Genomic DNA, 21,779 nt, shown 5'->3' on the forward strand with positions numbered 1-21,779 from the left:
GGGAGGGATCATGACCGATACCTACGCCCCACTACCTGAGGCAGAGTTTGTCATCTCAGGCAAGTTGCGGAATCGTCCACGACGCTCTATTGGCGATCTTATCTACCTTCCGCCCCCACGCAAAGGCATGACCACATCTGACAAGCGTGTGCTGCTCCGGCACCTCCCCATCGTGCTAGTCAGTGCTCAGGGCCATGCCGAGCTGCTTAACAATGGGATGCTCTTGCGTCAACTCAGTGGGCTGTCTCTCGAGAACTTCCATTCTCTCCAGGTGTTCGAGGTAGACCGTCAAAATCTCACGCATGAGGAGTTGGAAGTGTTGCGCTACCTGTCAGAGATACTGCCCCAGGAGCTCTTCAATACCTCACACGTGATGGATGCCCGAGCTTTCATCAAGCAGCTCAATGAAAAGCCTGGTCTGGAAGAAAAACTGGCTCGCATCGTATTCGGGTTATCGAAACCCACCTTGGATATCAAGAGTCTCATGATCTTGACACAAGGACGCTGGGCCAAGAGCACGCTGCAACGCGCTCATAGTCCGAAAGGACAGCTGAGCCCCGACGATGACAAACCTATAGTGTCTGAGCCGCCCTCTAGCACTATGAAAGGAGAGATCGAGGCACAGAAGGTGATACCAACCTCAGCGCCCGTCACTCTCTCAGCGTCCAAGCCGACGACACCGCCCCGATGGCAAAAAGCGCTGGGCACACCCCCAGACACAGCGATACCCGCCCCCTCTCCGACTCGCAAGTCTCATGTGACCAGCCAAAGTAATGGCGACCTGTTTGACGACCTGCAGGACGACACCGGGAACCCCTCCTCATGATGGATGAGGCACCCGAGAGCAAGACGTGTCTCCCCGAGACAATACTTCGCCAATGGGCTGATCATCTGGGCGACCGAGTATTGTCAGCCCCTGAGGAACAGCGCTTGTGGCCGTTTCTTCAGTGTAACCTCCCCCCCTGTAGCCAAGCGGATCTCTGGATATCCGCCAATGTTCAGGCTATGGATGACAATGATCCTTCATTGCTAGACCTCATCAGCAAACTTCTGAGACTGCTCCCACTTGCACCGGGCCCTTTACAGGCGATTCGTCAGAGCCACCCCCTGCATAGTCTCTTGACCTTTCCCGACAAATTCGCTCCCTCCATGGTACGAGCAGACATCGCAAACCAGGCGATACAGATAGCACGCCACAGCACGGCTTCAACACCCCACCCAAAATTCTTGCCAAGCAATGGCGAGCAGCCCCCCATTGAGCACAATCGCCGATTAATTCGTCTCGCTTTGCGCGACATGGCGGGTTACCACTCAGGCCCTCTTGTCGATCCCAGTATCTATTACCAACATCTGTCGACGTTACGCACCGCATTGAGGCACATGTTGCCACGTTGGCAGCACCCGATCGTATGGCATCATTCTGCCTGTCTCTCGTTGCTCAGTGCCTGGAAAAGCATGCCTTGGCTGGCGAATGATAAGCCGAAGCTTTATCACCGCTTTAATCAAGCCTATGAACTGCTCTCCGGCAATCCAGCCCTTGGCACTCGACGCGCGCGCTACACGAAACGAAGCCCGCAACGCTCCGTATTTTTTCAAGACACTTTCAAGCACAACTTCTCGCCTGTTGCCTTCAGTCCTGAACTATCTGAGACACTCGATGCACCACTGCGCCCGGACGGGGATGAGGAGGAGGACGCCAGCCTCGAACGAGACAGCGTCTCACACCAACAAGAAGAGGAGACGCCCTTCCATCACAAGGGAGACAGCCTGCTGACACCGGAAGATTGCAGAGTAATCGCTCGCAAGCGTCAGCAAACCTCTATCGCGCAGAGCCTGGGGAGTCTGTCGAATTTCGCCACGACTCAGGGGCAGCTCCGCAGGATACTGGCTTTACCTCTGCCGCCTGATGCCAAACTGCTAGTGCAGCTTGTACTTGCAACAGGTATTGCCCCAGTTCGTCTCAGCCAGATGCGTGTGGCGGATGTAGCGCAGGAGGCGCTGCTCCGCACTACGGGAGTATCGCGTGGCCAACCGCTGCAGTGGGTTGCTGAAAGCAGCACACTCTACGTCCCCGTCATTCATGCACCCTCAGGAAGTCCACCACTCTCTCTACGACTACCGGACACACTCGCGGCATCACTGAATCAATTGAGTGAAGCGACAACTCAGCCTCTGATAAAGACTTTGACACTGCTCAACCGTCGGCTGGTGCAACACATGGAATTGGACACTGGCACCACCCCCACGGCTCAGCGCATTGTCAGAGCCGCGCGGCATCATATTCTCAACATGGCGAAGACGGATACCGAAGCGGAGTGGCTTTACGGGGAACTCAGCTTGAAAACAGCAGCGCCTGCCGCTTACCGAAAGATGCCCATGCGTGAGCTACAGCGCCTCATGGACGCATCGCTTGAATGGTGGAGAATCGCAACACCGAAGAAAGCGATTGCGCTTCCCAAGGAGGCGAAAGCCACCACGGCCTTGGGCTCGAGCGTGGCACTGACGCTCAATACGGCCAGAGAGGCACTGAAAGGCTTGTATGACCTGGTGCAAGCTAGCCTTTCTGACTTCTCCAAAGCCGCCCGTACGCAAAGTCATTCGCAAGATGTCTGCTCGGCCTTGATCGAGCTCAATAGCGCCCTTTGCTGCTACACGCTCCTGGGCGTTCAGCTGACAGCAGGACTACGCCCTATCGGCCCCACTACGCGAATGTCTCGGCGAGGGCGCCTACTTTGGGTCGCTGACAAGGATTCGGGCCACTACAGAGAAAGCCGGGTAATCCCGCTACCTCTCCCGGTTTGCCAGAACCTCGATACCCTAAAGACGTGGCAGACCGCCTGGCGTGAACACTGGCCACGAAAAGGAAAGACTTGGCTGTCATGGCCTGAAGACGAAGAGACACTGGCCATGTGGTGGTCAAGACGCCGGGCAAGCTTCAATCTGACCGCAAAACCTTTTCAGCAGATCTACATGCGAGATTGGATCAGCGCACGCCATCAGGCACCACAGCTGGCCACATCATCACGCAGGGCACTCGATACCCTGCTGGCACTGCCCGATAATGCGCCACGTCATTTCGTCGCCCAGACACTTGACGGTCGAATGGAAGCGAACACGCTGGACATGCTGCTGGGCCATGTCAAACGCGGCCAACAACGCCACGCCCCCTATGCCAGCAACCTCTGCCTACCGCCCGAGATGCAACGCCTCTTGGGGGGCTTGTCCAATGAGTTGAGGATAAGGGTGCTACCCCTCAAGGATTTGCCATGAGCGGAGACTGGGTATTTTTCATTGCGCCTCACAAAGAGGCTCCAGTAACCCGATTACTGACCAGACCCAATCCTGACCTGCACCTCAAGTTCATGAAAACCCACCACATGCAGGAGCTCTGGCGGCGATGGGAGGAGCGCCGACTTGATCGAGTCAAAGGCAGGCAACGCCAGCAAAGCCTGCACCTTGTGTATTGGCTCGAGCGCCACGCCAAGCGCCAACCCGCCAACGATGTACCACCAGAGGCCGGAAGCATTACTCTCGCACTCAATCACACTCACGCCGAGGCCATGGTCAAGGAACTGATACGGTGGAGAAGCGAGCATCATCGTCGTCCGATAGGGCGTCGCGAAGCCTACGTCGTCATCGGCCGCTTTCTGGAGGAGGTCAATCAGAGCCCGGGAGTCTTGGCAATGCTGCCGCAGTGGCCCACGCTAGCCCGTCGCAAAAGCGTGCTGCCTATGGATGCAAAGGCATTGGCCAACACCACCAGGGTCTTGCCGATCATCCGCGAGCTACGTCATTCAGGCACTGCCTTTCCCCTGCTGCACGCTGCCGTAGAGCTCGGTGTCCGTGCAGGGCTAGGACAACAGGTCATTCTGGTCACATTGGGCTGCCTCACGCGCCGTCACTTCGAGAGAGATCGAAATATCCCCAATGAGTGGGTCTGGATCCCTGCTCACTCGACCCCACCACGGATCATGTCGTCTCACCTAACGGCCTACCGTCTGCCATTGGAGTCGACATTGGCGACAGCACTCAAGACATTGAGAGCCAAGAAACCTGCCTCCTCCAAGGACGAATGGTTGCTGGCCGAGAAGCAGGAAGACGAACATCTCTCGATTACCGAGCGGATTCGCATCATCAAGGAGCGCATGAGGCAGGAGCTGGCGTCCCTGGTCAAAATACTGCCCCTGACGATCGAGGAACGCCGGACAATAAAATTGACTACCTTGTTGAGCGCATTGCCTCATGCCGCAGTCCTGGGGGGATTGCCCGGCTGCTGGGTCAGTCAGTTCAGTCGCTATCCGATTCCCTACAGCAGCGCCCATGGGCTTTATGAGCCCCACTCCTACTTCGCTCGGCTCGAGGCTCCACCGGCCAGTACGGTCATGGAGGCTTATTCCGACAACCACCAGCATGGGCCTGTCGCGAATGACGACACGATGAGCGCCATGGATCTTTTCGCAACCAGGGCGTCAGAAACGAACGCTTTATCCCATTCAACCGTGCTGACACAACCTCCGGGGCAGCGCCTGATTACCCAAGCTACCTGGCCGATCGACTGGCTTCCGTCGGCAAGACGCATCATCAAGCAATGGATCGGTGTCATTTCCTCTGACCATCTTCGCAAGACAAGTGACGAGAGGGTCAAGAAGCGCCTGGAGTCTCTGCTGCTCGAGACAAGCAGACGTCTCACCAGACTCATGGGCATCCGCCACAGCTACCCGGCCATGGTGCTCTATTGGCTCCATGACCTGCGCGTGACTCGCATGCTACGCGTCAGTTCACTGCACACCTACCTGTCTCGCAGCCTGCCGATGGCGATGGCGGACTACGCCTTGTCAATCGATATCAACGAATGGGACAACGACAGTGCTCAGGAAATGTGCTGGTGTGTGCCCCACGATATGGGCTGGTCTGTCAGTACGACACAGAGCTTTCTTGGCAATATGGGGCAGCTCATCCGCTTCATGCACAGTATGGGAGTACTACTGGACGTCGAGCCGCCGGTATCAGGTAACAGTAAAACCCCCAGCGCCAAGCGAATTCATTTTGCCACCCTGAGACAAATGGAAAAGGTACGGGATCATCTTCTCGCCAAGCCCGATGAAACGCCTGACGCCACCATGCAATGGCTCAGCATCGCATTGGGCTTCCACGGGGGTATGCGCGCCAGCGAGGTCTGTGCTCTGACGCTACGAGACATTCGCATCGAATGTCCTCAGGGGACATTCTCGCTCGAGCACTGGTTGGAGGATCAATTCCCGGCCGGCCACTCACCGGCGCTATCTGATACAGAGTTCTCGCCCCCTCCCTTGCATGAGACGGATATCATTCACGAGGCGTTGAGTGAGCAGCTGAGATCACTGCCAGAGGTTGAGTGCCGCGTCTATATTCGCGGTGGAAAGACGCCTGCAGCCCGACGCGTACTTCCGCTGCACCTTTTGACATTCTTCGGAGATATTCAGTTATTGGCAGCGTGGTGGGTATATCGGCGGCGAGGCTTCCCCACGACGGCCCTCTCTGACATCGCCCTGTTCGGCCCGAGCGACAGCTGTCTAGCCTTCAATCACGCCGGTCTGATCGCCCCGGCGATCGACGCCATGAGAGATGCGCTGGGAAACGCTATCGACTTTCACTCGTTGCGTCACGCTGCCGTCAGTTGGTGGCTGATCCGCCTTGAGGCGGCACAAAGCCGTGACATTCTCGATGACTTGCAGGAGCACGGCTCATGGGGCTTACAAAAAGCGCCCCTGAAACGCTTCCTGGAGGGAGTTCAAGGCTATGCCGGAGAAGATAGTCAGGATCGTGGCATGTTGCTGTATCAACTCGCCATCTGGATCGGCCACCGCACGCCGGAGCAGACATTGACGCACTATGCCCATAGCCTGGAGTACCTGCATCGTCAGGCCATGCGGCGCGCCAGTGAATACACCCAGGCGATTACGCCTTGGGTAGCCCCCACGCAATGAAGACTGCACAACTTTTCGTCAGAAGTTTCCTGCACTGCAACACTTGAACAAGATGAATCATGACATGGCACTCCACTCAAGGAATGCACCCAATGTAGTGGCGCTGACAGAATTTAGGTAGCCTGCTCTCCTCCGGCTCGTCGTGTGAGCATCATGTGTCGTCTAACCTCATCAGGGCTTTATCATGAAGCGTTATGAACGCTTTGCCGCCGAGATCTCCAACCTGATTCGTACCGGCATTCTCACACCTGGTGAACGCGTGCCGTCAGTGCGTCAGGCCAGCAAGGCGCATGGCATCAGCCCCTCTACCGTCTTTCAGGCGTATTACTTGCTAGAGAATCAGGGCCTGATCAGTGCGCGGCCGCGCTCGGGGTATTTCGTGCGTGACAATGCTTCGCGGATACTTGATGAGCCGCATGTCGCCCAGCAGCAGCAAGCCCCTTCCGATGTCGCCGTCAGTGAACTTGTGTTCTCGGTACTGGGCTCACTGCGCGACAACGATACCGTCCCCTTCGGCTCTGCCTTCCCGAGCCCGGAACTCTTCCCGCTCGCGCGGCTTGCGACCAGCATGACGCGCGGGCTGCGCCAGCTGTCTTCGCATGCCGTGATCTCCGACATGACCACTGGCCATCCTGACCTGTGCCGACAGATCGCTCAGCGCTATATGGTCAACGGCATGCAGCTGCCGACGGAGGAGCTGGTGATCACCAATGGCGCCATGGAGGCGCTCAACCTTGGCCTGCAATGTGTCACCCAGCCGGGGGACATGGTCGCCATCGAGGCGCCGGCCTTCTATGCCACGCTTCAAGTGCTTGAGCGGCTCAAGCTGCGCGCGGTGGAAATTCCGGTGCACTCGCGTGACGGGATTGACCTCGAGGTGCTCGAAAATCGTCTGGAGACACTGCCCATCAAGGCCTGCTGGTTCATGAGCCATCTGCAGAATCCGCTGGGGGCCAGCCTGAGCGATTCGCGCAAGGCCAAACTGTATGCGCTGCTCTGCCGTCATCAGCTTCCGATGCTGGAGGATGATGTCTATGCGGAACTGTATTTCGATCAACGTGCCGAGGTGTCGCCCCCACAGCCCGTCAAGGCGCTGGATGTCGAGGGTCTGGTGATGCACTGCGGGTCATTCTCCAAGTGCCTGGCGCCGGGCTATCGGGTGGGCTGGATATCCGCGGGGCGTCATACCCGGGAGATTTCTCGCCTCAAGCTGATGACGACCATCTCGCCATCGCTACCTGCCCAGGTAGCACTTGCCGACTACCTCCAGCATGGGGGCTACGACCGCCACCTGCGCAAGCTACGCCTGGCGCTCGAGACCCAGCAGACGGCCATGCTGTCAGCCATTGATCGCTACTTCCCTGAAGACACCCGCGTGACCCACCCCCACGGGGGCTACTTCCTGTGGTGCGAGCTTCCCGAGCACATCGACTCGCTGGCCCTTTTTCAGCAGGCGCTGGCCCACGGCATCAGTCTGGCGCCGGGCCCCATCTTCTCGGCCACCCAGGGCTTCAAGCATTGCATTCGCTTGAGCTACGGCCACCCGTGGGACGCGGCGTCAGAGCGCGCCATGCAGACATTGGGGGAATTGCTCAAGGCAGCCTGAAACGCGGACCGCTCAGACGAGATGCGAGAAGTACCTTGAGTATGTGCGCGCAAATGCCGCAGCCCTTGCGGCCGCCTTGCCACACAGTCTTCATGCGTTATCCGCTGGGGCGACGATATCCTTGCGCGGCGCCTATCACTTGCTCGAGAGCCGCTTGCCACGCCTGGATATCGCACCTTGCTGCGTACCTTGATTGCATCCCTGATGCCACACGCGTGCCCCTGCAGGAAGCGCCAGAGCCCGCCATGGCGGGGCCTGGCGCCAAGGGCGATACGACAAGCACCTGATCCCATCATGGTGCTGGCATCAATCAGAGTGCGCCCTCCTGCCCGGCTCGCCTTGTTGGCTGCTCGCCATACCACCTGGCTGGCCGGCTGACTGGCTCACGCGCCTTTAACGACTGATCAGAGTTCGGCACGCAACTGATATGGTTTTTTCTCGCACAACTGAGCCTGTTATGGCTTCCGGTGGCTCCCTAGAGTAGCGGCGAAGATTCAGGCAGGGCCGTCCCCCTTGCCGCCTACTCAGGAGACATTGCCATGTTCGGCACCGAGGCCATCGACCTGGCCAGGATACAGTTCGCCTTCACCATCTCGTTTCACATCATCTTTCCGGCCATCACCATTGGCCTCGCCAGCTATCTGGCGGTGCTGGAAGGCATGTGGTTGAAGACTGGCACACAGGTCTACCGCAACCTCTATCATTTCTGGTCGAAGATATTCGCGGTCAACTTCGCGATGGGCGTGGTGTCAGGACTGGTCATGGCCTACCAGTTCGGCACGCATTGGAGCGGTTTCTCGGCCTTTGCCGGCAGCGTGACCGGGCCGCTGCTGACCTATGAAGTGCTGACCGCCTTCTTCCTCGAAGCCGGCTTCCTCGGCGTGATGCTATTTGGCTGGAATCGCGTCGGCCGCGGCCTGCACTTCTTCTCGACCTGCATGGTCGCGCTCGGCACCCTGGTCTCGATGTTCTGGATCCTGTCATCCAACAGCTGGATGCAGACCCCTCAGGGGCATGAGGTCATCGATGGTATCGTCGTGCCGGTCGACTGGTTCGCGATCGTTTTCAACCCTTCCTTCCCCTATCGCCTGGCCCACATGGCACTGGCCGCCTTCCTGAGCACCTCGCTGTTCGTCGCAGCCTCCGCCGCCTGGTTGCTGCTCAAGAAACGCGACACCCCGGAAGTGCGCAAGATGCTGGTCATGGCGGTACTGATGTTGATGGTGACCGCCCCGCTGCAGGCCTTCGTCGGCGACATGCATGGCCTGAATACGCTCAAGCACCAACCGGCCAAGATCGCGGCCATCGAAGGGCATTGGGACAACAGCCATGGGGAACCGACGCCGTTGATCCTGTTCGGTGTGCCCGACATGCAGCGCGAAGAGACGCGCTTCGCGCTCGAGATTCCGGCCCTCGGCAGCCTGCTGTTGATGCATGACATCGACAAGCAGGTACCGGCGCTCAAGGACTTCCCCGCCGCGGACCGCCCCAATTCGACCGTCGTGTTCTGGAGCTTCCGCCTGATGGTCGGCCTGGGCCTTGCGATGATTCTGCTCGGCCTCTCGGGTGTCTACCTGGCCCGCAAGGGCAGGCTCTTCACCTCGCGGCGCTGGCTGAGGCTGGCCGTCGCCATGGGGCCGGCTGGGCTGATCGCGATACTCGCGGGCTGGTTCACCACCGAGGTCGGCCGCCAGCCGTGGGTGATCTACGGCTTGATGAGAACGGAAGATGCCGTCTCTGCCCACAGCGCCGTTCACCTCAGCATCAGCCTGACAGCCTTTGTCACGGTCTACTTCATCGTCTTCGGCACGGGGATCAACTACCTCTTCAAGCTGATCAAGAAAGGGCCGGCGGGTGATGACAGCCACGCCCCCAGCGGCGGCCCCGGCAAGCCACGCACACCTTCCCGCCCACTGTCGGCCATCGAGGAATCTCTCGACGGCACCACTCACTGACCGGAGCGATGAACACTATGGGTATCGACCTTTCTGTCATCTGGGCGGTCATCATCCTGTTCGGCCTGATGATGTACGTGATCATGGACGGCTTTGATCTGGGCATCGGCATCCTCTTCCCGTGGGTGGAGGAAAAGGTGGACCGCGATGTGATGATGAATACCGTGGCGCCCGTGTGGGATGGCAACGAGACATGGCTGGTACTTGGCGGCGCTGGGCTATTTGCGGCCTTCCCGCTGGCCTATGCCATCTTGCTGGAAGCCCTTAGCATTCCCCTTGTCGCCATGTTGATCGGCCTCATCTTCCGCGGCGTCGCCTTCGAATTTCGCTTCAAGGCCTCGGACGCAAGCCGCCACTGGTGGGACAAGGCCTTCGTGGGCGGCTCGGTGCTGGCTACCTTCAGTCAAGGCGTCGCGCTGGGAGGCTACATCCAAGGCATCGCCTTCGATGGGGTTCACTTCAGCGGCGGTTCGTTGGACTGGCTTGCGCCCTTCCCGCTGTTCTGCGGTGTGGCGCTGCTGTTCACCTATGCATTGCTCGGTAGCACCTGGCTGATCATGAAGACCGAAGGCATTCTTCAGGAGCGGATGTATGCCTTGACGCGTCCGTTGACGCTATGGGTATTGATCATGATCGCGGCCGTCAGCCTGTGGACTCCGCTGGCGCACCCGGCTATCGCCGAGCGCTGGTTCACACTGCCACAGCTATTCTGGTTCCTTCCGGTACCGCTGCTGGTATTGCTGTCGGGGTATGCGCTGATCCGCGCCATTTCCTTCCAATATCACGCCCAGCCCTTCCTGCTGATCTTGGCCTTGATCTTCTTGGGCTACAGCGGTTTCGGCATCAGCATGTGGCCTGACATCATTCCAGGTCATGTGACGATCTGGGAAGCGGCCTCTCCACCACAAAGCCAGGGTTTTGCCCTCGTCGGTACGCTCTTCATCCTGCCGATCATCCTGGTGTACACGGCGTGGAGCTACTTCGTGTTCAAGGGCAAGGTCCGTCACACCGATGGCTACCATTGAGAGGTGCTGACATGACATCCCCGACACGTGAGACTCACTCAGCGCCATTGAATGCTCCCTCAGCCAGACTCGGCGGCGAGCCATCCGACACGCCCACGCGCCCGGCAAGCTGGCTCAGCAAGATCGGCTGGCTGGTGGTGATCTGGGGAAGCAGCGTCAGCGCGCTGGGCCTCGTCTCTCTGGCACTGCGTCGCTTCATGCAGGCCGCGGGCCTTACGCCCTGAAAGCACAGCGAAAGAAGACATCACGTAGAGACCAAAAGACGCCGAAGCGGGGAATGCTTCGGCGTCTTTCTTGTTGGTCTGAGGGCTTGGTAAACCGATGGGCCTGAATGACGAGTCAATGCAGGGCTTCAAGTAGCAGATCACTCTCTCGCCCGCATTACGGTCGCGTTATGCCTCAACTTCCAGTGCGGCATAGGCGACCATCTCCACCAGCATCTCTTCGCGTGCAAACCCGGAGACGATGATGGCAGCCCGATTGGGATACGGCTCACGCACGTACTCAGCATAGATGCCATTGACCGTCGCCAGGTGCTCGCGATCAGTCACATAGATCAGTACCTGGGTCAGCGAGGAGGCGTCACCACCGGCGCATTCCAGGGTATGAATCAGATTATCCAGCGTCTGGCGGGTCTGAGCCGCAATTCCCCCCTCCACGACATTGCCTGCGGCGTCGATTGGAATCTGCGCAGTGAACAGGATGCCATTGCCGACACTCGCCCATGACAGGGGCGCACGAGAGGCAAACAGATCAGTCTTGACGGGATGAACCATGGGTTATTCCTCAAATATCTTTCGATAGGTGCACTCCATGACTGGCCGGCGCAAGAGCGGCGAATCATGGAGTGTTGGGGCGTATTGAGAAGCGAGAGGTCAGTCGTTGTCGGTGATACCGGCGCCGGCACCACTGCGAGAATCTTCCGTTGCCTCGACCAGCAGGCGTGTCGAGAGCGCTTTCAGGCGTGACCAGAGTTCGTCATCCACCTCGATCCCTTCCTGCATGGCTCGTTGGCGACAGGCAAGCAGCTTCGACTCTTCATGACAGGCCAGCAGGTCAACGTCATAGTCGGAGCGAAGGGATGGCAGCAGATCGACATGGTTGGCCATCACCAGGGTGATGCCGTCATTGGGCTCATTCTCTTCTGGCACTTCACGCACGGCATAGACCCGTATCTCGGGGACCGAGCTGTTGGCCCTGAAACCCACGACCTGCTCGATCATGGGGCAGCCGATCGCCTCATCCACATCCTGGGCGTTGCGCCAGAAGGCGGTAACATTCATGCCACGCCCCGCAAGACGCGCCAGATAGCCCATGATCAGCTGCCGATTGTGGCAATGCTGGATCTTGATGACAGCGAGGCCACGCGCACGGGCCTTGGCGAAACCGAGTTCCAACGCCAGCGATGAGCTCTTCAATACGCTGTGGCCGTGACTATCGAGTACTGCGAGGTCTCCATCGGCATAGACAATTTCCGGCGGACGCTCCTCGGTATCCTCCAGCAAGAAACGCAGTCCGCGATTGAGCGCCGCCAGCCCTTCCAGCTCATAGAGCTGCATCCAGGCAACCATGTCGGCGGCATCACCGGCGTCACCGTCTTCGAACCCCATCGCCTGAAAGGCCTTGCGACACAGTCCGTGAAGCTCGTTGTAGGAGACCTTCATGACATTCCTCCCACTGTCGTGGTGTTGCCCTGCCGAGGATCGGCAGTCATCTCTGGCCGCGTCGTGCTTGCAAGCTGAGGTGCCAGCGGGAAGCTCCAATCATCAAACGCGACAGGATCCTCTGGCTCGGCGTTGAGTTCCTCCACCAACGGAGCCCCCTGGAAAAGCGTGATACGCACCCAACGATCAGACTTCGGGTCGAAACGGCTGGCACCGAAGAATGAGAGCTTGGTCCGCAACAGGTGCATGGGCTTCATGTCCCGCGCCCACAGGTTGGCGCGTATCTCGCCAAAGCTGGTGTTGGCCATGCTCTGGATGCGGCGCACGATATCCTTGTGACGTGGGCAATGGATGAGAAATTCCACCACCAAGGCACGAGGGTGGTCTTCCAGGTACTGACTGATCGCCGCATGGGTATCCGCGACGCGCGGGGCGATCGCCAGTTTCATTTCCTTGTCGGCGCCCGCCTCCCTGTCGCGGACTCCCAGACGAGGCTCCTCCTTCTCGACCGAGCGATACCAGAACCAGTGGCGATTCTCGGGAAGTGAAAAATCGAAGCGCAACGTCCAGTCGTAGTGCGTTTCGATCACCTGCTTGAGGTGAACCAGTGGCATGTCCGGGGTCAGCTCCAGACTTTCCTCCACCGCCATCAGGTCCTCATAGCGGTCGACGATGCTCGGGTACAGTTCCAGCAAGAGGGTATTCACCAGCTCCTGGGCTTCGAGCCCATGCTGCTGGTGGCTCCAGTCGATCAACTCCTGCCAGAGCTCCGGCGACAGCGGCACAAGCTCGAGCCAGGTCATCAGCTCAGGCAAGGACGCCACCGTGGCCTGGTTGCGCAAGGTCTGCTCGTGATCATCCGTGACCGTCTGGCGAAGATGGGTCTCGGCGCGCTTGAGGAGAGCCAGCAGACGCGAACGCTCCTGCTCTCCCGGCACCTGTGCCGTCACTTCGGCAAGCGCCAGTTCTCGGCTTTCCACCCAGCGCTGTACCAGCTGGGGATGATTGATCAGGAACGGCGCCATTCCGAGGCCAGTGGAGTTGCCAATGCCCAGATAACGCTTCAATGAGGTTGCCAGAGGTGCGGCGGTCTCGGGGGCCTGGGCATGGGCCATGTGCTCTATCTGCTGGATCGAGAAATGACGCAGCAGGTAGACGCCCAGCATCTGGGCAGAAAAGGGGCGATGGAAATCCGCGTTGTCCTTGAGGCGATCATAATCCGCGATGCCGAACTTGCCATTGCCGTAGACGGCCGTGGTCCGATACAGATAGCCGACCCGGGTCAGCCACTCAGGATCAGGTTGCTGGCCTGCACTCAGAGCCTTCAGGAAGCTTGCGAAGTTACGCAAGCTGCGATTGGCACGCGACAGGACCAGCAGTCTGGGATGCTGGCGTCCGGCCTCCTGCAACGGCACATTGGCCGCCATCTGATCGAGAAGCGCATCATCCACATCACCCTCCACGACACCGAAGGTGACATCCCATGCCTCGGCGATGACGCGGTCAGAGCGTGCGGAATCCTCAAGCGCTTGGGAAAATATGACGCCGTGATAGCGCTTGCTGGGCGTCTGCAGGCAGTAGATCGCCACACCGTGACCGAGAGCATCCAGTTCGAAGCGGGTCGTGGTGATCTTCCATTTTTCATGTGCCATCTGGCGCACCAGACTTCTCACGAAACTCAGACGACTGGCATGCAGGCTGCCGAGGCGCTCCAGCTGCATCACATCGTCCGGTGCCCGCAGCCGAAGCCGCTGCTCGGTGGATGAGAGGCGTGCGCCCTGGTGATTGCGCGACATATCAACGCTCTCCTTCGTGTTCCGGGGCCGGCATGGCTGACCGCTGGCTGGTGATTCCCTGCGCACGTGCCATCGCGAAGGCTGATTGGGGTCCTGTCCACAATGAGGGCAGAAGTACCAGCGAGACAGGGATGGCCGTGATGACGATGAACTGCTGAAGTGCACTGATCTGGCCGGCGCCCATATAGAGGAGTATCGCAGCCATCAACGCCATGCTGATGCCCCAGAAGGCACGCACCAGCGGGCTTGGATCATCGTGTCCGGCACTGACGACGGCGATCGCGTAGCTCATCGAGTCACCAGTGGTGGCGACGAAGATGGTGGTCAGCGTCAGGATGGCAGCTGCCATTGCGGTTCCGCCCGGCAATGCCTGCGCCACGGTGAGGGTCGCGACATCGAACTGGAAGTTGTTGAGCGCTTCGGTGAGGTCGATCACGCCGGTGAACTGATAGAAGATGCCCGCCCCGCCCAGTAGCGTGAACCAGACAGCGGTCGCCAGGGGCGCCAGTACGGCAACGGTCAGGATCATCTGGCGGATGGTTCTGCCCTTGGAAATGCGCGCCACGAAGATCGCCATCAGCGGGCCATAGCCGAGGAACCAGGCAAAGAAGAACACGGTCCACCACTGCATCCACCAGTCTGGAGCGCTCTGTGCCGTCATGGTCGACATGGTGAAGAACGAGCTCAGATACTCGCCAAAGCCCTGAGTGAAGGCATTGACCATGAACAGGGTCGGCCCGAAGACAAAGATCACCACCGCCACACCCAGCGCCAGGAAGACGTTGAAGCGCGACATGATCTGGATGCCCTTGTCGATGCCGGTCACGGCCGAGGTGACATAGATCACCCCGAGCACTACCAGCACGCTCAGCTGCGTCGAATAGTCATTGGTCACGCCAAAAAGTTCATGCAGGCCGAAGCTGACCTGGGTGGCCAGAAAACCGATCGGGCCCACCGTTCCCGCCACCACGGCGATGACGCACATGGCATCCACCACGCCCCCCAGCTTGCCCTTCATGATCTTCTCGCCGAAGACGGGATACAGCAGCGTTCTCGGCTGCAGGGGCTGGCCCTTGTCGTAATGGGCATGCGCCAGCACGATGGCGGTCAGGCTGCCCAGGATGGCCCAGGCAAGAAAGCCCCAGTGCATGAAGGATTGCGCCAGTGCAGGCGCAATGGCGCTCGCAATGCCCGGCTCGGTATCAAAGGCAGGCGGCGTCACCAGGAAGTGGTACACCGGTTCGCCGGCAGCGAAGAAGACTCCGCCTCCCGCCAGCAAGGTGCACATGATGATCGACACCCACTTGAAGGTGGATAGCTCAGGCGTTCGCGTGCCACCGATACGGGCACTGGCCGCGGGCGTCGCGGTCAGCCCCAAGGCAATGAAGAAGGTGAGCAGCAACAGAATCTGGAAGTAGCTGCCCAGTGTTCTGGCAGTCCAGGCAAAGCCGGCACTGATGGCTTGCGCGACCCCCTCAAGATCAAACAGGGACAGGCCGACGAACAGCAGAATGAAGCCGATGCTGCAGGTCAGTACGACAGGGTCGCCAAAGCGGTACTGACCTTCCGGTAACGCATCCGACGTGGCAGCCGTCGTGGTCTTGCGAGATGAAGTCATGTGGCATTCCTCTGACGAGCTCTCGTCATTGGCAGGCATTTATTATGGTTGTTGGTTGCCGAGCGATACCCTGAGGATTCCTGGCTCGGCACAGGTGCCATGGCATAGCGTTACGGCGATCAGGCAGGCGTGGTCTCCTGACGGGTCGCGGCGCGCTCGAGGAGTGCGACCCAGTTCTTGCCCATGATGCCGGCCACTTCGTCCTCGGACATGCCGACCTTGCGCAAACCGGCAATCAGGTTGGGGAAGTCACGACTGTCTCGCAGCCAGGACAATGGACGCGGCCAGTCAGCGTTGCTGGCACTGCCTTCGCCGTAGTCCATGTCCTTGGACCAGCGACCATTGCGCATCCACTCAAGAATGGACACCGGCTGGTTCTGACACAGGTCGGTGCCGATTCCCAGGTGCTCGATGCCCATCAGGTCTGCGGTTCTGGCGATCATTTCGCAGTACTCAGTCAGAGTACAGTCGGAGCCATTGCGCAGATGGAAGGGATACGCCGAGAACCCCAGCAGCCCATCACTCTCCGCGATGGCCTTGAGCACCTTATCGGACTTGTTGCGCTTTGCCGGATGGAAGCTTTCCGGGTTGGCGTGGGAAATGATCACGGGGCGCTCGGATATCTCGATCGCCTCGAGCGTGGAGCGCTCTGCGCTGTGCGACATGTCGATGACCATGCCGACGCGATTCATCTCACGGATCACCTGACGTCCGAAGCGAGTGATCCCGCTGTCTTGTACCTCATAACACCCGCAGGCCAGCAGACTCTGGTTGTTGTAGGTCAGCTGCATGATCATCAACCCGAGGTCACGCATCACCTCGACCATGTCGATATCGTCCTCGATGGGCGAGCAGTTCTGCGCCCCCAGAATGATGCCGACACGCCCGCTGGCTTGCGCAACCGCGATGTCCTGCGGCACATGCACGGGCATGATCAGATCAGGCCAGGCCTCGAAACGTCGATTCCACTCGCCAAGACGCGACAAGGTCTCTCGCGTCGTCTCGTGGTACACGAGAGTGGCGTGTACGGCGTCCAGCCCCCCTTCTCGCATCTGCTCGAATATCTCGCGTGACCAGTTGGAATACTGCAGGCCATCGATCGTCAGCATTGTCTTTGACATGGGGCCTCCTCACGCCTTGATGTAGCAGGTCTTCACGACGGTGTAGAACTCGCGCGCGTATCGCCCCTGCTCACGAGGCCCAAAGCTTGAAGCCTTGCGACCACCGAAGGGCACGTGGTAATCCGTCCCCGCTGTCGGCAGATTGACCATCACGCAGCCGGTCTCGGCACGCGCCTTGAAGCTGCTGGCCAGTTTCAGGGAGTTGGTGATGATGCCCGCCGTGAGCCCGAAGTGCGTGTCATTGAGCACATCGATGGCCTCTTCTGCGTCGCTCACCTTGATGACGCAGGCGATAGGACCGAAGATCTCCTCACGATTGATGGCCATGTCGTTGGTGGTATTGACCAGCAGCGCCGGGCTCATGAAGTAGCCTTCGGTGGCGCACTCCACACGCTCGCCGCCACAGACCAGCGTTGCCCCCTCTTGTTGGGCGCGCTGCACCCAGGACAGGTTGGACTCAAGCTGATTGGCATCGACGGCCGGCCCCATGTGCACGCCCTCTTCCAATGCGTGACCGACACGGACCTGAGACAGGCGCTGAGTCAGCTTTTCCACGAACTCGTCATGAACCGATTCCATCACGATCAGCCGCGAAGATGCCGTGCATTTCTGGCCGGTGCCTGAGTAGGCACCATTGAAGGCGGCCTCGACGGCCAACTCCATGTCGGCATCATCGGCGATGATCAGGGCGTTCTTGGAGCCCATTTCCAACTGGCACTTGACCAGATTGGCGGCAGTGGCCGCCGCCACTCGGCGACCCACTTCCAGAGAGCCGGTGAAGGACAGGGCATGGATGTCAGGACTGGAGATCAGTTCATCCCCGATGCTGCTGCCCGGGCCCATCACCAGATTGAAAGTGCCTGCCGGGAGTGACTGACGATGGATGATGTCGGTCAGCGCCCATGCGCTCGCAGGGACCAGATTGGCCGGCTTGAAGACGACCGCGTTGCCGAAGGCCAGCGCAGGCGCAATCTTCCAGACCGCTGTCGCCATCGGGAAATTCCAGGGGCTGATCACACCGACGACACCGACGGGCTCCCGACGGACCTCGACCTCAACACCAGGACGCACCGAGTCTGCGCGCTCATCAATCTGGCGTAGCACTTCAGCGCCGTAGTAATGGAAGAACTGTCCGGAGCGGTGAACCTCACCCACTCCCTCCGCCAGGGTCTTGCCCTCTTCACGCGCCAGCAACTCACCCAGCTCCGCCTTGCGGGCGATCAGCTCATCGCCGATGGCCATCAACACGGAATAACGTTGCTCGAGACCTGACTGGGCCCATTGCGCCTGGCCACGCTTGGCCGCCTGGATGGCATCGGCGACCTGATCGACACTGGCCTGCGCATAATGACCGATGACATCACGGGTATCGGACGGGTTGAGATTGGCGATGCTGCCCTGCCCTGCGACCCACTGGCCATCGATATAAAGATCGTGAACAGCGGCGTGAGTGGCGGTAGTGGTGTGGTGTGACATGTGAACCTCCTTGAACGCGGTGACAACAGACTAGGAGGACCAGAGGGATAAAGATAATCAATAATAAATACTCTATGATAAGTTTCCCTTACCACTCTGAAGAGGATCGATGCGATGGTCGCAGAGCTGAAGATCACGCCGCTGCGCTATGTCCTGGCAGTGGTGGATCACGGCGGTTTTCACGCTGCCTCTCGTTATCTGCATCGCACACAGCCGGCCCTGTCGATGGCCATCCGCGAGCTGGAAAACCGCCTGGGAGAGGCGTTGTTCGAGAAGGGTGCCAAGGCGACTTTGACGCCCTATGGTAGCTACTGCGTGCCGCGCTTTCGGGAGCTGATCAACCAGCATGATCGTCTCAGCCGGGAGCTACAGGCGCGCGCCGCCAGGGAGGCAGGCCAACTGGACATGGCAGTGGTGCCGTCAGTGGCCAGCCGACTGATGCCGAAACTGCTCTCTGAGTTCGTCAGCCGCTATCCGGGAATCAAGGTCGGCCTCCACGATGGCAACGCCGATTTTGTCCGCGAGCAGGTCATCAGCGGCCAGGTCGACATCGGCATCACCAGCCTGTGGGGGGTGGAGGAAGAACTGCTCTTTCATCCGTTGTTTCATGACGAAGTCGGCGTGGTCTGCCGTGACGATCACCCCTTTGCCGAGCGCCAGACCCTGACATGGCAAGCACTGGAGACAGAGTCCCTGATCGGCAATGGCACCTCGCGGCTGTTGCAGGGCACGGCGGCTGAGTCACTGCTCGAAATGCATGCCTTGTATATTTCCAACATGATTTCGCTGACAGCCACGCTGGTCGCCGGGATGGGGATCACGACGCTGCCCCGCCTGGCGTTTCCGCAGGAATATGAGCGCCTGCGATTCATAGAACTCGCCGAACCGCGGGTCAGTCGCGAAGTGGGCCTGATTCGCCGCAAGGGCGCCAGCTTGTCGCCGGCGGCGCAGGCCATGGAGAGCTTCATCATTGAAAGCCTCGGCGCCAAACAATGAGTCATTCATGGCCCGTCGCCTGCGCCTTGGCCTGCGCCATTCGATGGTGACCCTGTCGCCCACGGGATGTCGGCCCGGGTGGCGGACGTGCGAAGATAGCGCTTTGAAACGCCCAAGGCGCGTTACCCCCGCCAGGTTTTGACAGGAGGCATGCGTGTATTCGATTCGTCTGTGGGCCGCACGTCACGCGCGACTGCTGGAGCTCACATATCAGGCCGTCGAGCCGGTGATCATCAAGCTGCAGCCGCTGTGGAAGTCCGTCGGTTACGCACGCGCCGAGAAGCCCGTCGCCAGGCTGGAGCAAGCCTGCAAGGGCTTGCTGTTTGATTGCCAGATGTGTGGCCAATGCATCCTGAGTTCGACCGGCATGTCCTGCTCCATGAACTGCCCCAAGCACCTGCGCAACGGCCCCTGCGGCGGTGTCATGCAGAATGGCAACTGTGAAGTCGAACCGGACATGCGCTGCGTCTGGGTGGAAGCCTGGGAAGGCAGCCAGCGGATGAAGGACAGCGACGCGATCCAGATCGTGCAGTTGCCGGTGGACCACCGCCTGCAGGGCACCTCATCCTGGCTGCGCGTGGCTCGGCAAGCCGCTGAGCGTCGAGAGAGCCTGAAATGACTTCCAGACTCACTATCCCGAACAGTTCCCAGCTGCCGCCTGCCGAGGACGCTAGCAACGTCGGTCACCTGGAGCGAGTGCTTAGAAGCGGTCAGTTTGCCGTCACCGCCGAGCTGGCGCCGCCCGACTCGGCCGATCCACAGGAGGTGCATGCGCGCGCGCAACTGTTTGCCGGCCATGTGGATGCCATGAACGCCACCGATGGCTCGGGCGCCAACTGTCATATGTCGAGCGTAGCGATGTGTGCCCTGCTGGCCCGTGAAGGCCATGAGACGGTGATGCAGATCTCGTGTCGCGACAGAAACCGCATCGCCATCCAGGGCGATGTACTGGGGGCCGCGGCGCTGGGCATCCGCAACCTGCTGTGTCTGACCGGAGATGGTGTACAGGTCGGGGATCACCCCGAGGCCAAGCCGGTGTTCGATCTCGACTCCCTGTCGCTGCTCGAGATCGTCGCCGGATTGCGTGACAAGCACGCCTTTGCCAGCGGCCGAACACTGACCTCAGCGCCCCAGGTATTTCTGGGCGCAGCCGCCAACCCCTTCGCACCGCCCTTCGCGTTTCGCCCTCACCGCCTGGCCAAGAAGATTGCCGCCGGCGCCCAGTTCATCCAGACACAGTACTGCTTCGACCTGCCGCGCTTTCAGGACTTCATGCATCGTGCCCGTGATCTGGGGCTTTTGGAGAAATGCTTCATCCTGCCCGGCGTCGGCCCACTGGCCTCGGCACGTACCGCCGAGTGGATGCGCCGCCTTGTTCCCGGCGTGCATATCCCGGATGACGTACTCAAGCGCTTGAAAGGGGCCAGGGATCAGAAGGCGGAGGGCCGGGACATCTGCATCGAGATGATCCAGCGATTGCGTGAGATCGAGGGCGTCAGCGGCGTGCATATCATGGCGCACCGCCAGGAGGCCTCCGTGCCCGAGATAGTGGTGCGTGCGGGCATTCTGAGAAATAGAAGAACATGAGTCACGTCAGCCGCGACTGTCTCACGCCAAGCCAGTACTACAAGGTAGCACCGCGCAAAGGCGCATCGATGGTCCCGCCCAACGTCAGGTGATCCCGGATCAGATCCGGTATTTCAGGCGAATCCAGCGGATAGATACCGCACGCCTGAATGACACGGCGCAGGTGGGTGGTTTGCCCAATGAACTCCATCACGACGCGCGAAGCGGATGGCTCATGCGCGTCGCCACCAGAGACTCCCAAAGACAACCCCGTAAGCATGGAAACGCGGTTGCGATAGTTCATGAACAGAATCTTCTGTGTCAGCTCTGAGCCCGTGATCGATTCGTGGTCGAACATGTGAAGCCGCCCGCCACTGACTGTCATCACTCCTGCGTACTTGTAGACGTCGGGCTGACCTTCCTGCCCTGGGTGCTTCAGCCATTCCTTGCGCTTGTAGAGGGTGTAGTCCTTCCAAGGATAAATATAGGTCAGGGAGCGAATGATGTGATGCGGCGTCGAGTACGAGAGAAAGTACTCGTAGTAATACCCATGCATCTTCGTCAACATGCTCCGGCCCCGCTGTGCTTCCTTGAGCAGTTCAGTCAGGCCCGGCAAGCTCTCGAGCTCGTTGGGGGTCTTGCTCGGCCGCAGCTCGAGAATCTTTGCAAACTGATCAGGCGGCATGAGGAATTCATATTCATCGAAGCCGAAGAAATCACAGATGCGTCGCAGGTTGTATCGAGAAGGAAACGACGCCCCCGACAGATACTTCATGAATTGCTGGCGATTGAGGGAAAGCTTGCGGCATACCTCAGAGATCGAGGGGTAATAACTTGTGGCAAGCTTGAGATTGACCTTGAAACTGTCATTCGTGAAATCATCTGCCTGCATGCTGGCCCCCTGTGCGTCATATCGCGCCATAATCACACCTTGATTGCGAGTCAGACAAGTGAAGCTCGTGTCTCGCAATATTCCCCACGATAGCGACA

At 59.6% G+C, this 21,779-nt stretch carries 17 protein-coding genes; 10 read left to right on the plus strand and 7 right to left on the minus strand.

From position 1 onward, the window contains the following. Positions 1–10 precede the first annotated feature (10 nt). The 7 genes from QQF40_RS15165 (at position 11) to QQF40_RS15195 (ending at position 10,776) form a co-directional block, all read left to right on the plus strand. A complete protein-coding gene (locus tag QQF40_RS15165; RefSeq protein WP_285461813.1) occupies positions 11–826 on the plus strand; it encodes a hypothetical protein in 816 nt (271 codons plus the stop codon). A gap of 179 nt (positions 827–1,005) precedes the next feature. Beyond that, the gene (locus QQF40_RS15170; protein ID WP_285461814.1) at positions 1,006–3,270 is read left to right on the plus strand and encodes a hypothetical protein; all 2,265 of its coding nucleotides are present in this window, start codon (positions 1,006–1,008) and stop codon (positions 3,268–3,270) included. Continuing rightward, positions 3,267–5,966, plus strand: a complete 2,700-nt coding sequence (locus QQF40_RS15175) for a site-specific integrase (RefSeq protein ID WP_285461815.1) — start codon at positions 3,267–3,269, stop codon at positions 5,964–5,966. Before QQF40_RS15170 ends, QQF40_RS15175 begins: the two co-directional genes overlap by 4 nt. A gap of 184 nt (positions 5,967–6,150) precedes the next feature. Then, on the plus strand, positions 6,151–7,572 hold the full coding sequence (locus tag QQF40_RS15180) for an aminotransferase-like domain-containing protein (protein ID WP_285461816.1): 1,422 nt from the start codon (positions 6,151–6,153) through the stop codon (positions 7,570–7,572). Positions 7,573–8,111: 539 nt separating this feature from the next. Then, positions 8,112–9,527, plus strand: a complete 1,416-nt coding sequence (locus QQF40_RS15185) for a cytochrome ubiquinol oxidase subunit I (protein WP_136938566.1) — start codon at positions 8,112–8,114, stop codon at positions 9,525–9,527. Between the two features lie 17 nt (positions 9,528–9,544). Beyond that, positions 9,545–10,552 (plus strand): cytochrome d ubiquinol oxidase subunit II, encoded by a 1,008-nt coding sequence (gene cydB, locus QQF40_RS15190; RefSeq protein ID WP_285461842.1) that lies wholly within the window; start codon positions 9,545–9,547, stop codon positions 10,550–10,552. Between the two features lie 11 nt (positions 10,553–10,563). After that, entirely contained in the window at positions 10,564–10,776 is a 213-nt protein-coding gene (locus QQF40_RS15195; RefSeq protein WP_285461817.1) for a DUF2474 domain-containing protein, read from the plus strand. Positions 10,777–10,944: 168 nt separating this feature from the next. Here QQF40_RS15195 and QQF40_RS15200 read toward each other — a convergent pair whose 3' ends face one another. From QQF40_RS15200 to QQF40_RS15225, 6 genes are all read right to left on the minus strand, one after another. Continuing rightward, complete coding sequence (locus QQF40_RS15200; protein ID WP_136938568.1) at positions 10,945–11,328, minus strand: RidA family protein; 384 nt, start codon at positions 11,326–11,328, stop codon at positions 10,945–10,947. Between the two features lie 99 nt (positions 11,329–11,427). Then, positions 11,428–12,216 carry a DUF3726 domain-containing protein gene (locus tag QQF40_RS15205; protein WP_077373930.1) on the minus strand — a complete coding sequence of 263 codons (789 nt, stop codon included), beginning with the start codon at positions 12,214–12,216 and terminating at the stop codon, positions 11,428–11,430. After that, the gene (locus QQF40_RS15210; RefSeq protein ID WP_285461818.1) at positions 12,213–14,012 is read right to left on the minus strand and encodes a hypothetical protein; all 1,800 of its coding nucleotides are present in this window, start codon (positions 14,010–14,012) and stop codon (positions 12,213–12,215) included. Before QQF40_RS15210 ends, QQF40_RS15205 begins: the two co-directional genes overlap by 4 nt. A 1-nt stretch (position 14,013) precedes the next feature. Then, the gene (locus QQF40_RS15215; RefSeq protein WP_285461819.1) at positions 14,014–15,630 is read right to left on the minus strand and encodes a BCCT family transporter; all 1,617 of its coding nucleotides are present in this window, start codon (positions 15,628–15,630) and stop codon (positions 14,014–14,016) included. 119 nt (positions 15,631–15,749) lie between these two features. Then, entirely contained in the window at positions 15,750–16,751 is a 1,002-nt protein-coding gene (locus tag QQF40_RS15220; protein WP_285461820.1) for a dipeptidase, read from the minus strand. Between the two features lie 9 nt (positions 16,752–16,760). Next, positions 16,761–18,227, minus strand: coding sequence for an aldehyde dehydrogenase family protein (locus QQF40_RS15225; RefSeq protein WP_285461821.1), 1,467 nt, complete (start codon positions 18,225–18,227; stop codon positions 16,761–16,763). Between the two features lie 114 nt (positions 18,228–18,341). Between QQF40_RS15225 and QQF40_RS15230 the strand changes: the two genes are divergently transcribed. From QQF40_RS15230 to QQF40_RS15240, 3 genes are all read left to right on the plus strand, one after another. Then, the gene (locus QQF40_RS15230) at positions 18,342–19,223 is read left to right on the plus strand and encodes a LysR family transcriptional regulator (RefSeq protein WP_285461822.1); all 882 of its coding nucleotides are present in this window, start codon (positions 18,342–18,344) and stop codon (positions 19,221–19,223) included. Between the two features lie 154 nt (positions 19,224–19,377). Further along, on the plus strand, positions 19,378–19,842 hold the full coding sequence (locus QQF40_RS15235) for a methylenetetrahydrofolate reductase C-terminal domain-containing protein (RefSeq protein ID WP_285461823.1): 465 nt from the start codon (positions 19,378–19,380) through the stop codon (positions 19,840–19,842). After that, entirely contained in the window at positions 19,839–20,810 is a 972-nt protein-coding gene (locus tag QQF40_RS15240) for a methylenetetrahydrofolate reductase (protein WP_285461824.1), read from the plus strand. Before QQF40_RS15235 ends, QQF40_RS15240 begins: the two co-directional genes overlap by 4 nt. A gap of 37 nt (positions 20,811–20,847) precedes the next feature. Here the strand turns inward: QQF40_RS15240 and QQF40_RS15245 are convergent, their stop codons facing one another. Further along, positions 20,848–21,681 (minus strand): XRE family transcriptional regulator, encoded by an 834-nt coding sequence (locus QQF40_RS15245; protein WP_285461825.1) that lies wholly within the window; start codon positions 21,679–21,681, stop codon positions 20,848–20,850. Positions 21,682–21,779 lie beyond the last annotated feature (98 nt).

The sequence above is a fragment of the Cobetia sp. LC6 genome, from assembly GCF_030264805.1.
Lineage (GTDB): Bacteria > Pseudomonadota > Gammaproteobacteria > Pseudomonadales > Halomonadaceae > Cobetia.

Coding starts and splice junctions, on each gene's coding strand:
- QQF40_RS15165 (WP_285461813.1), top strand. CDS start 11: ATGACCGATACCTACGCCCCACTACCTGAGGCAGAGTTTGTCATCTCA.
- QQF40_RS15170 (WP_285461814.1), top strand. CDS start 1,006: ATGGATGACAATGATCCTTCATTGCTAGACCTCATCAGCAAACTTCTG.
- QQF40_RS15175 (WP_285461815.1), top strand. CDS start 3,267: ATGAGCGGAGACTGGGTATTTTTCATTGCGCCTCACAAAGAGGCTCCA.
- QQF40_RS15180 (WP_285461816.1), top strand. CDS start 6,151: ATGAAGCGTTATGAACGCTTTGCCGCCGAGATCTCCAACCTGATTCGT.
- QQF40_RS15185 (WP_136938566.1), top strand. CDS start 8,112: ATGTTCGGCACCGAGGCCATCGACCTGGCCAGGATACAGTTCGCCTTC.
- cydB (WP_285461842.1), top strand. CDS start 9,545: ATGGGTATCGACCTTTCTGTCATCTGGGCGGTCATCATCCTGTTCGGC.
- QQF40_RS15195 (WP_285461817.1), top strand. CDS start 10,564: ATGACATCCCCGACACGTGAGACTCACTCAGCGCCATTGAATGCTCCC.
- QQF40_RS15200 (WP_136938568.1), bottom strand. CDS start 11,328: ATGGTTCATCCCGTCAAGACTGATCTGTTTGCCTCTCGTGCGCCCCTG.
- QQF40_RS15205 (WP_077373930.1), bottom strand. CDS start 12,216: ATGAAGGTCTCCTACAACGAGCTTCACGGACTGTGTCGCAAGGCCTTT.
- QQF40_RS15210 (WP_285461818.1), bottom strand. CDS start 14,012: ATGTCGCGCAATCACCAGGGCGCACGCCTCTCATCCACCGAGCAGCGG.
- QQF40_RS15215 (WP_285461819.1), bottom strand. CDS start 15,630: ATGACTTCATCTCGCAAGACCACGACGGCTGCCACGTCGGATGCGTTA.
- QQF40_RS15220 (WP_285461820.1), bottom strand. CDS start 16,751: ATGTCAAAGACAATGCTGACGATCGATGGCCTGCAGTATTCCAACTGG.
- QQF40_RS15225 (WP_285461821.1), bottom strand. CDS start 18,227: ATGTCACACCACACCACTACCGCCACTCACGCCGCTGTTCACGATCTT.
- QQF40_RS15230 (WP_285461822.1), top strand. CDS start 18,342: ATGGTCGCAGAGCTGAAGATCACGCCGCTGCGCTATGTCCTGGCAGTG.
- QQF40_RS15240 (WP_285461824.1), top strand. CDS start 19,839: ATGACTTCCAGACTCACTATCCCGAACAGTTCCCAGCTGCCGCCTGCC.
- QQF40_RS15245 (WP_285461825.1), bottom strand. CDS start 21,681: ATGCAGGCAGATGATTTCACGAATGACAGTTTCAAGGTCAATCTCAAG.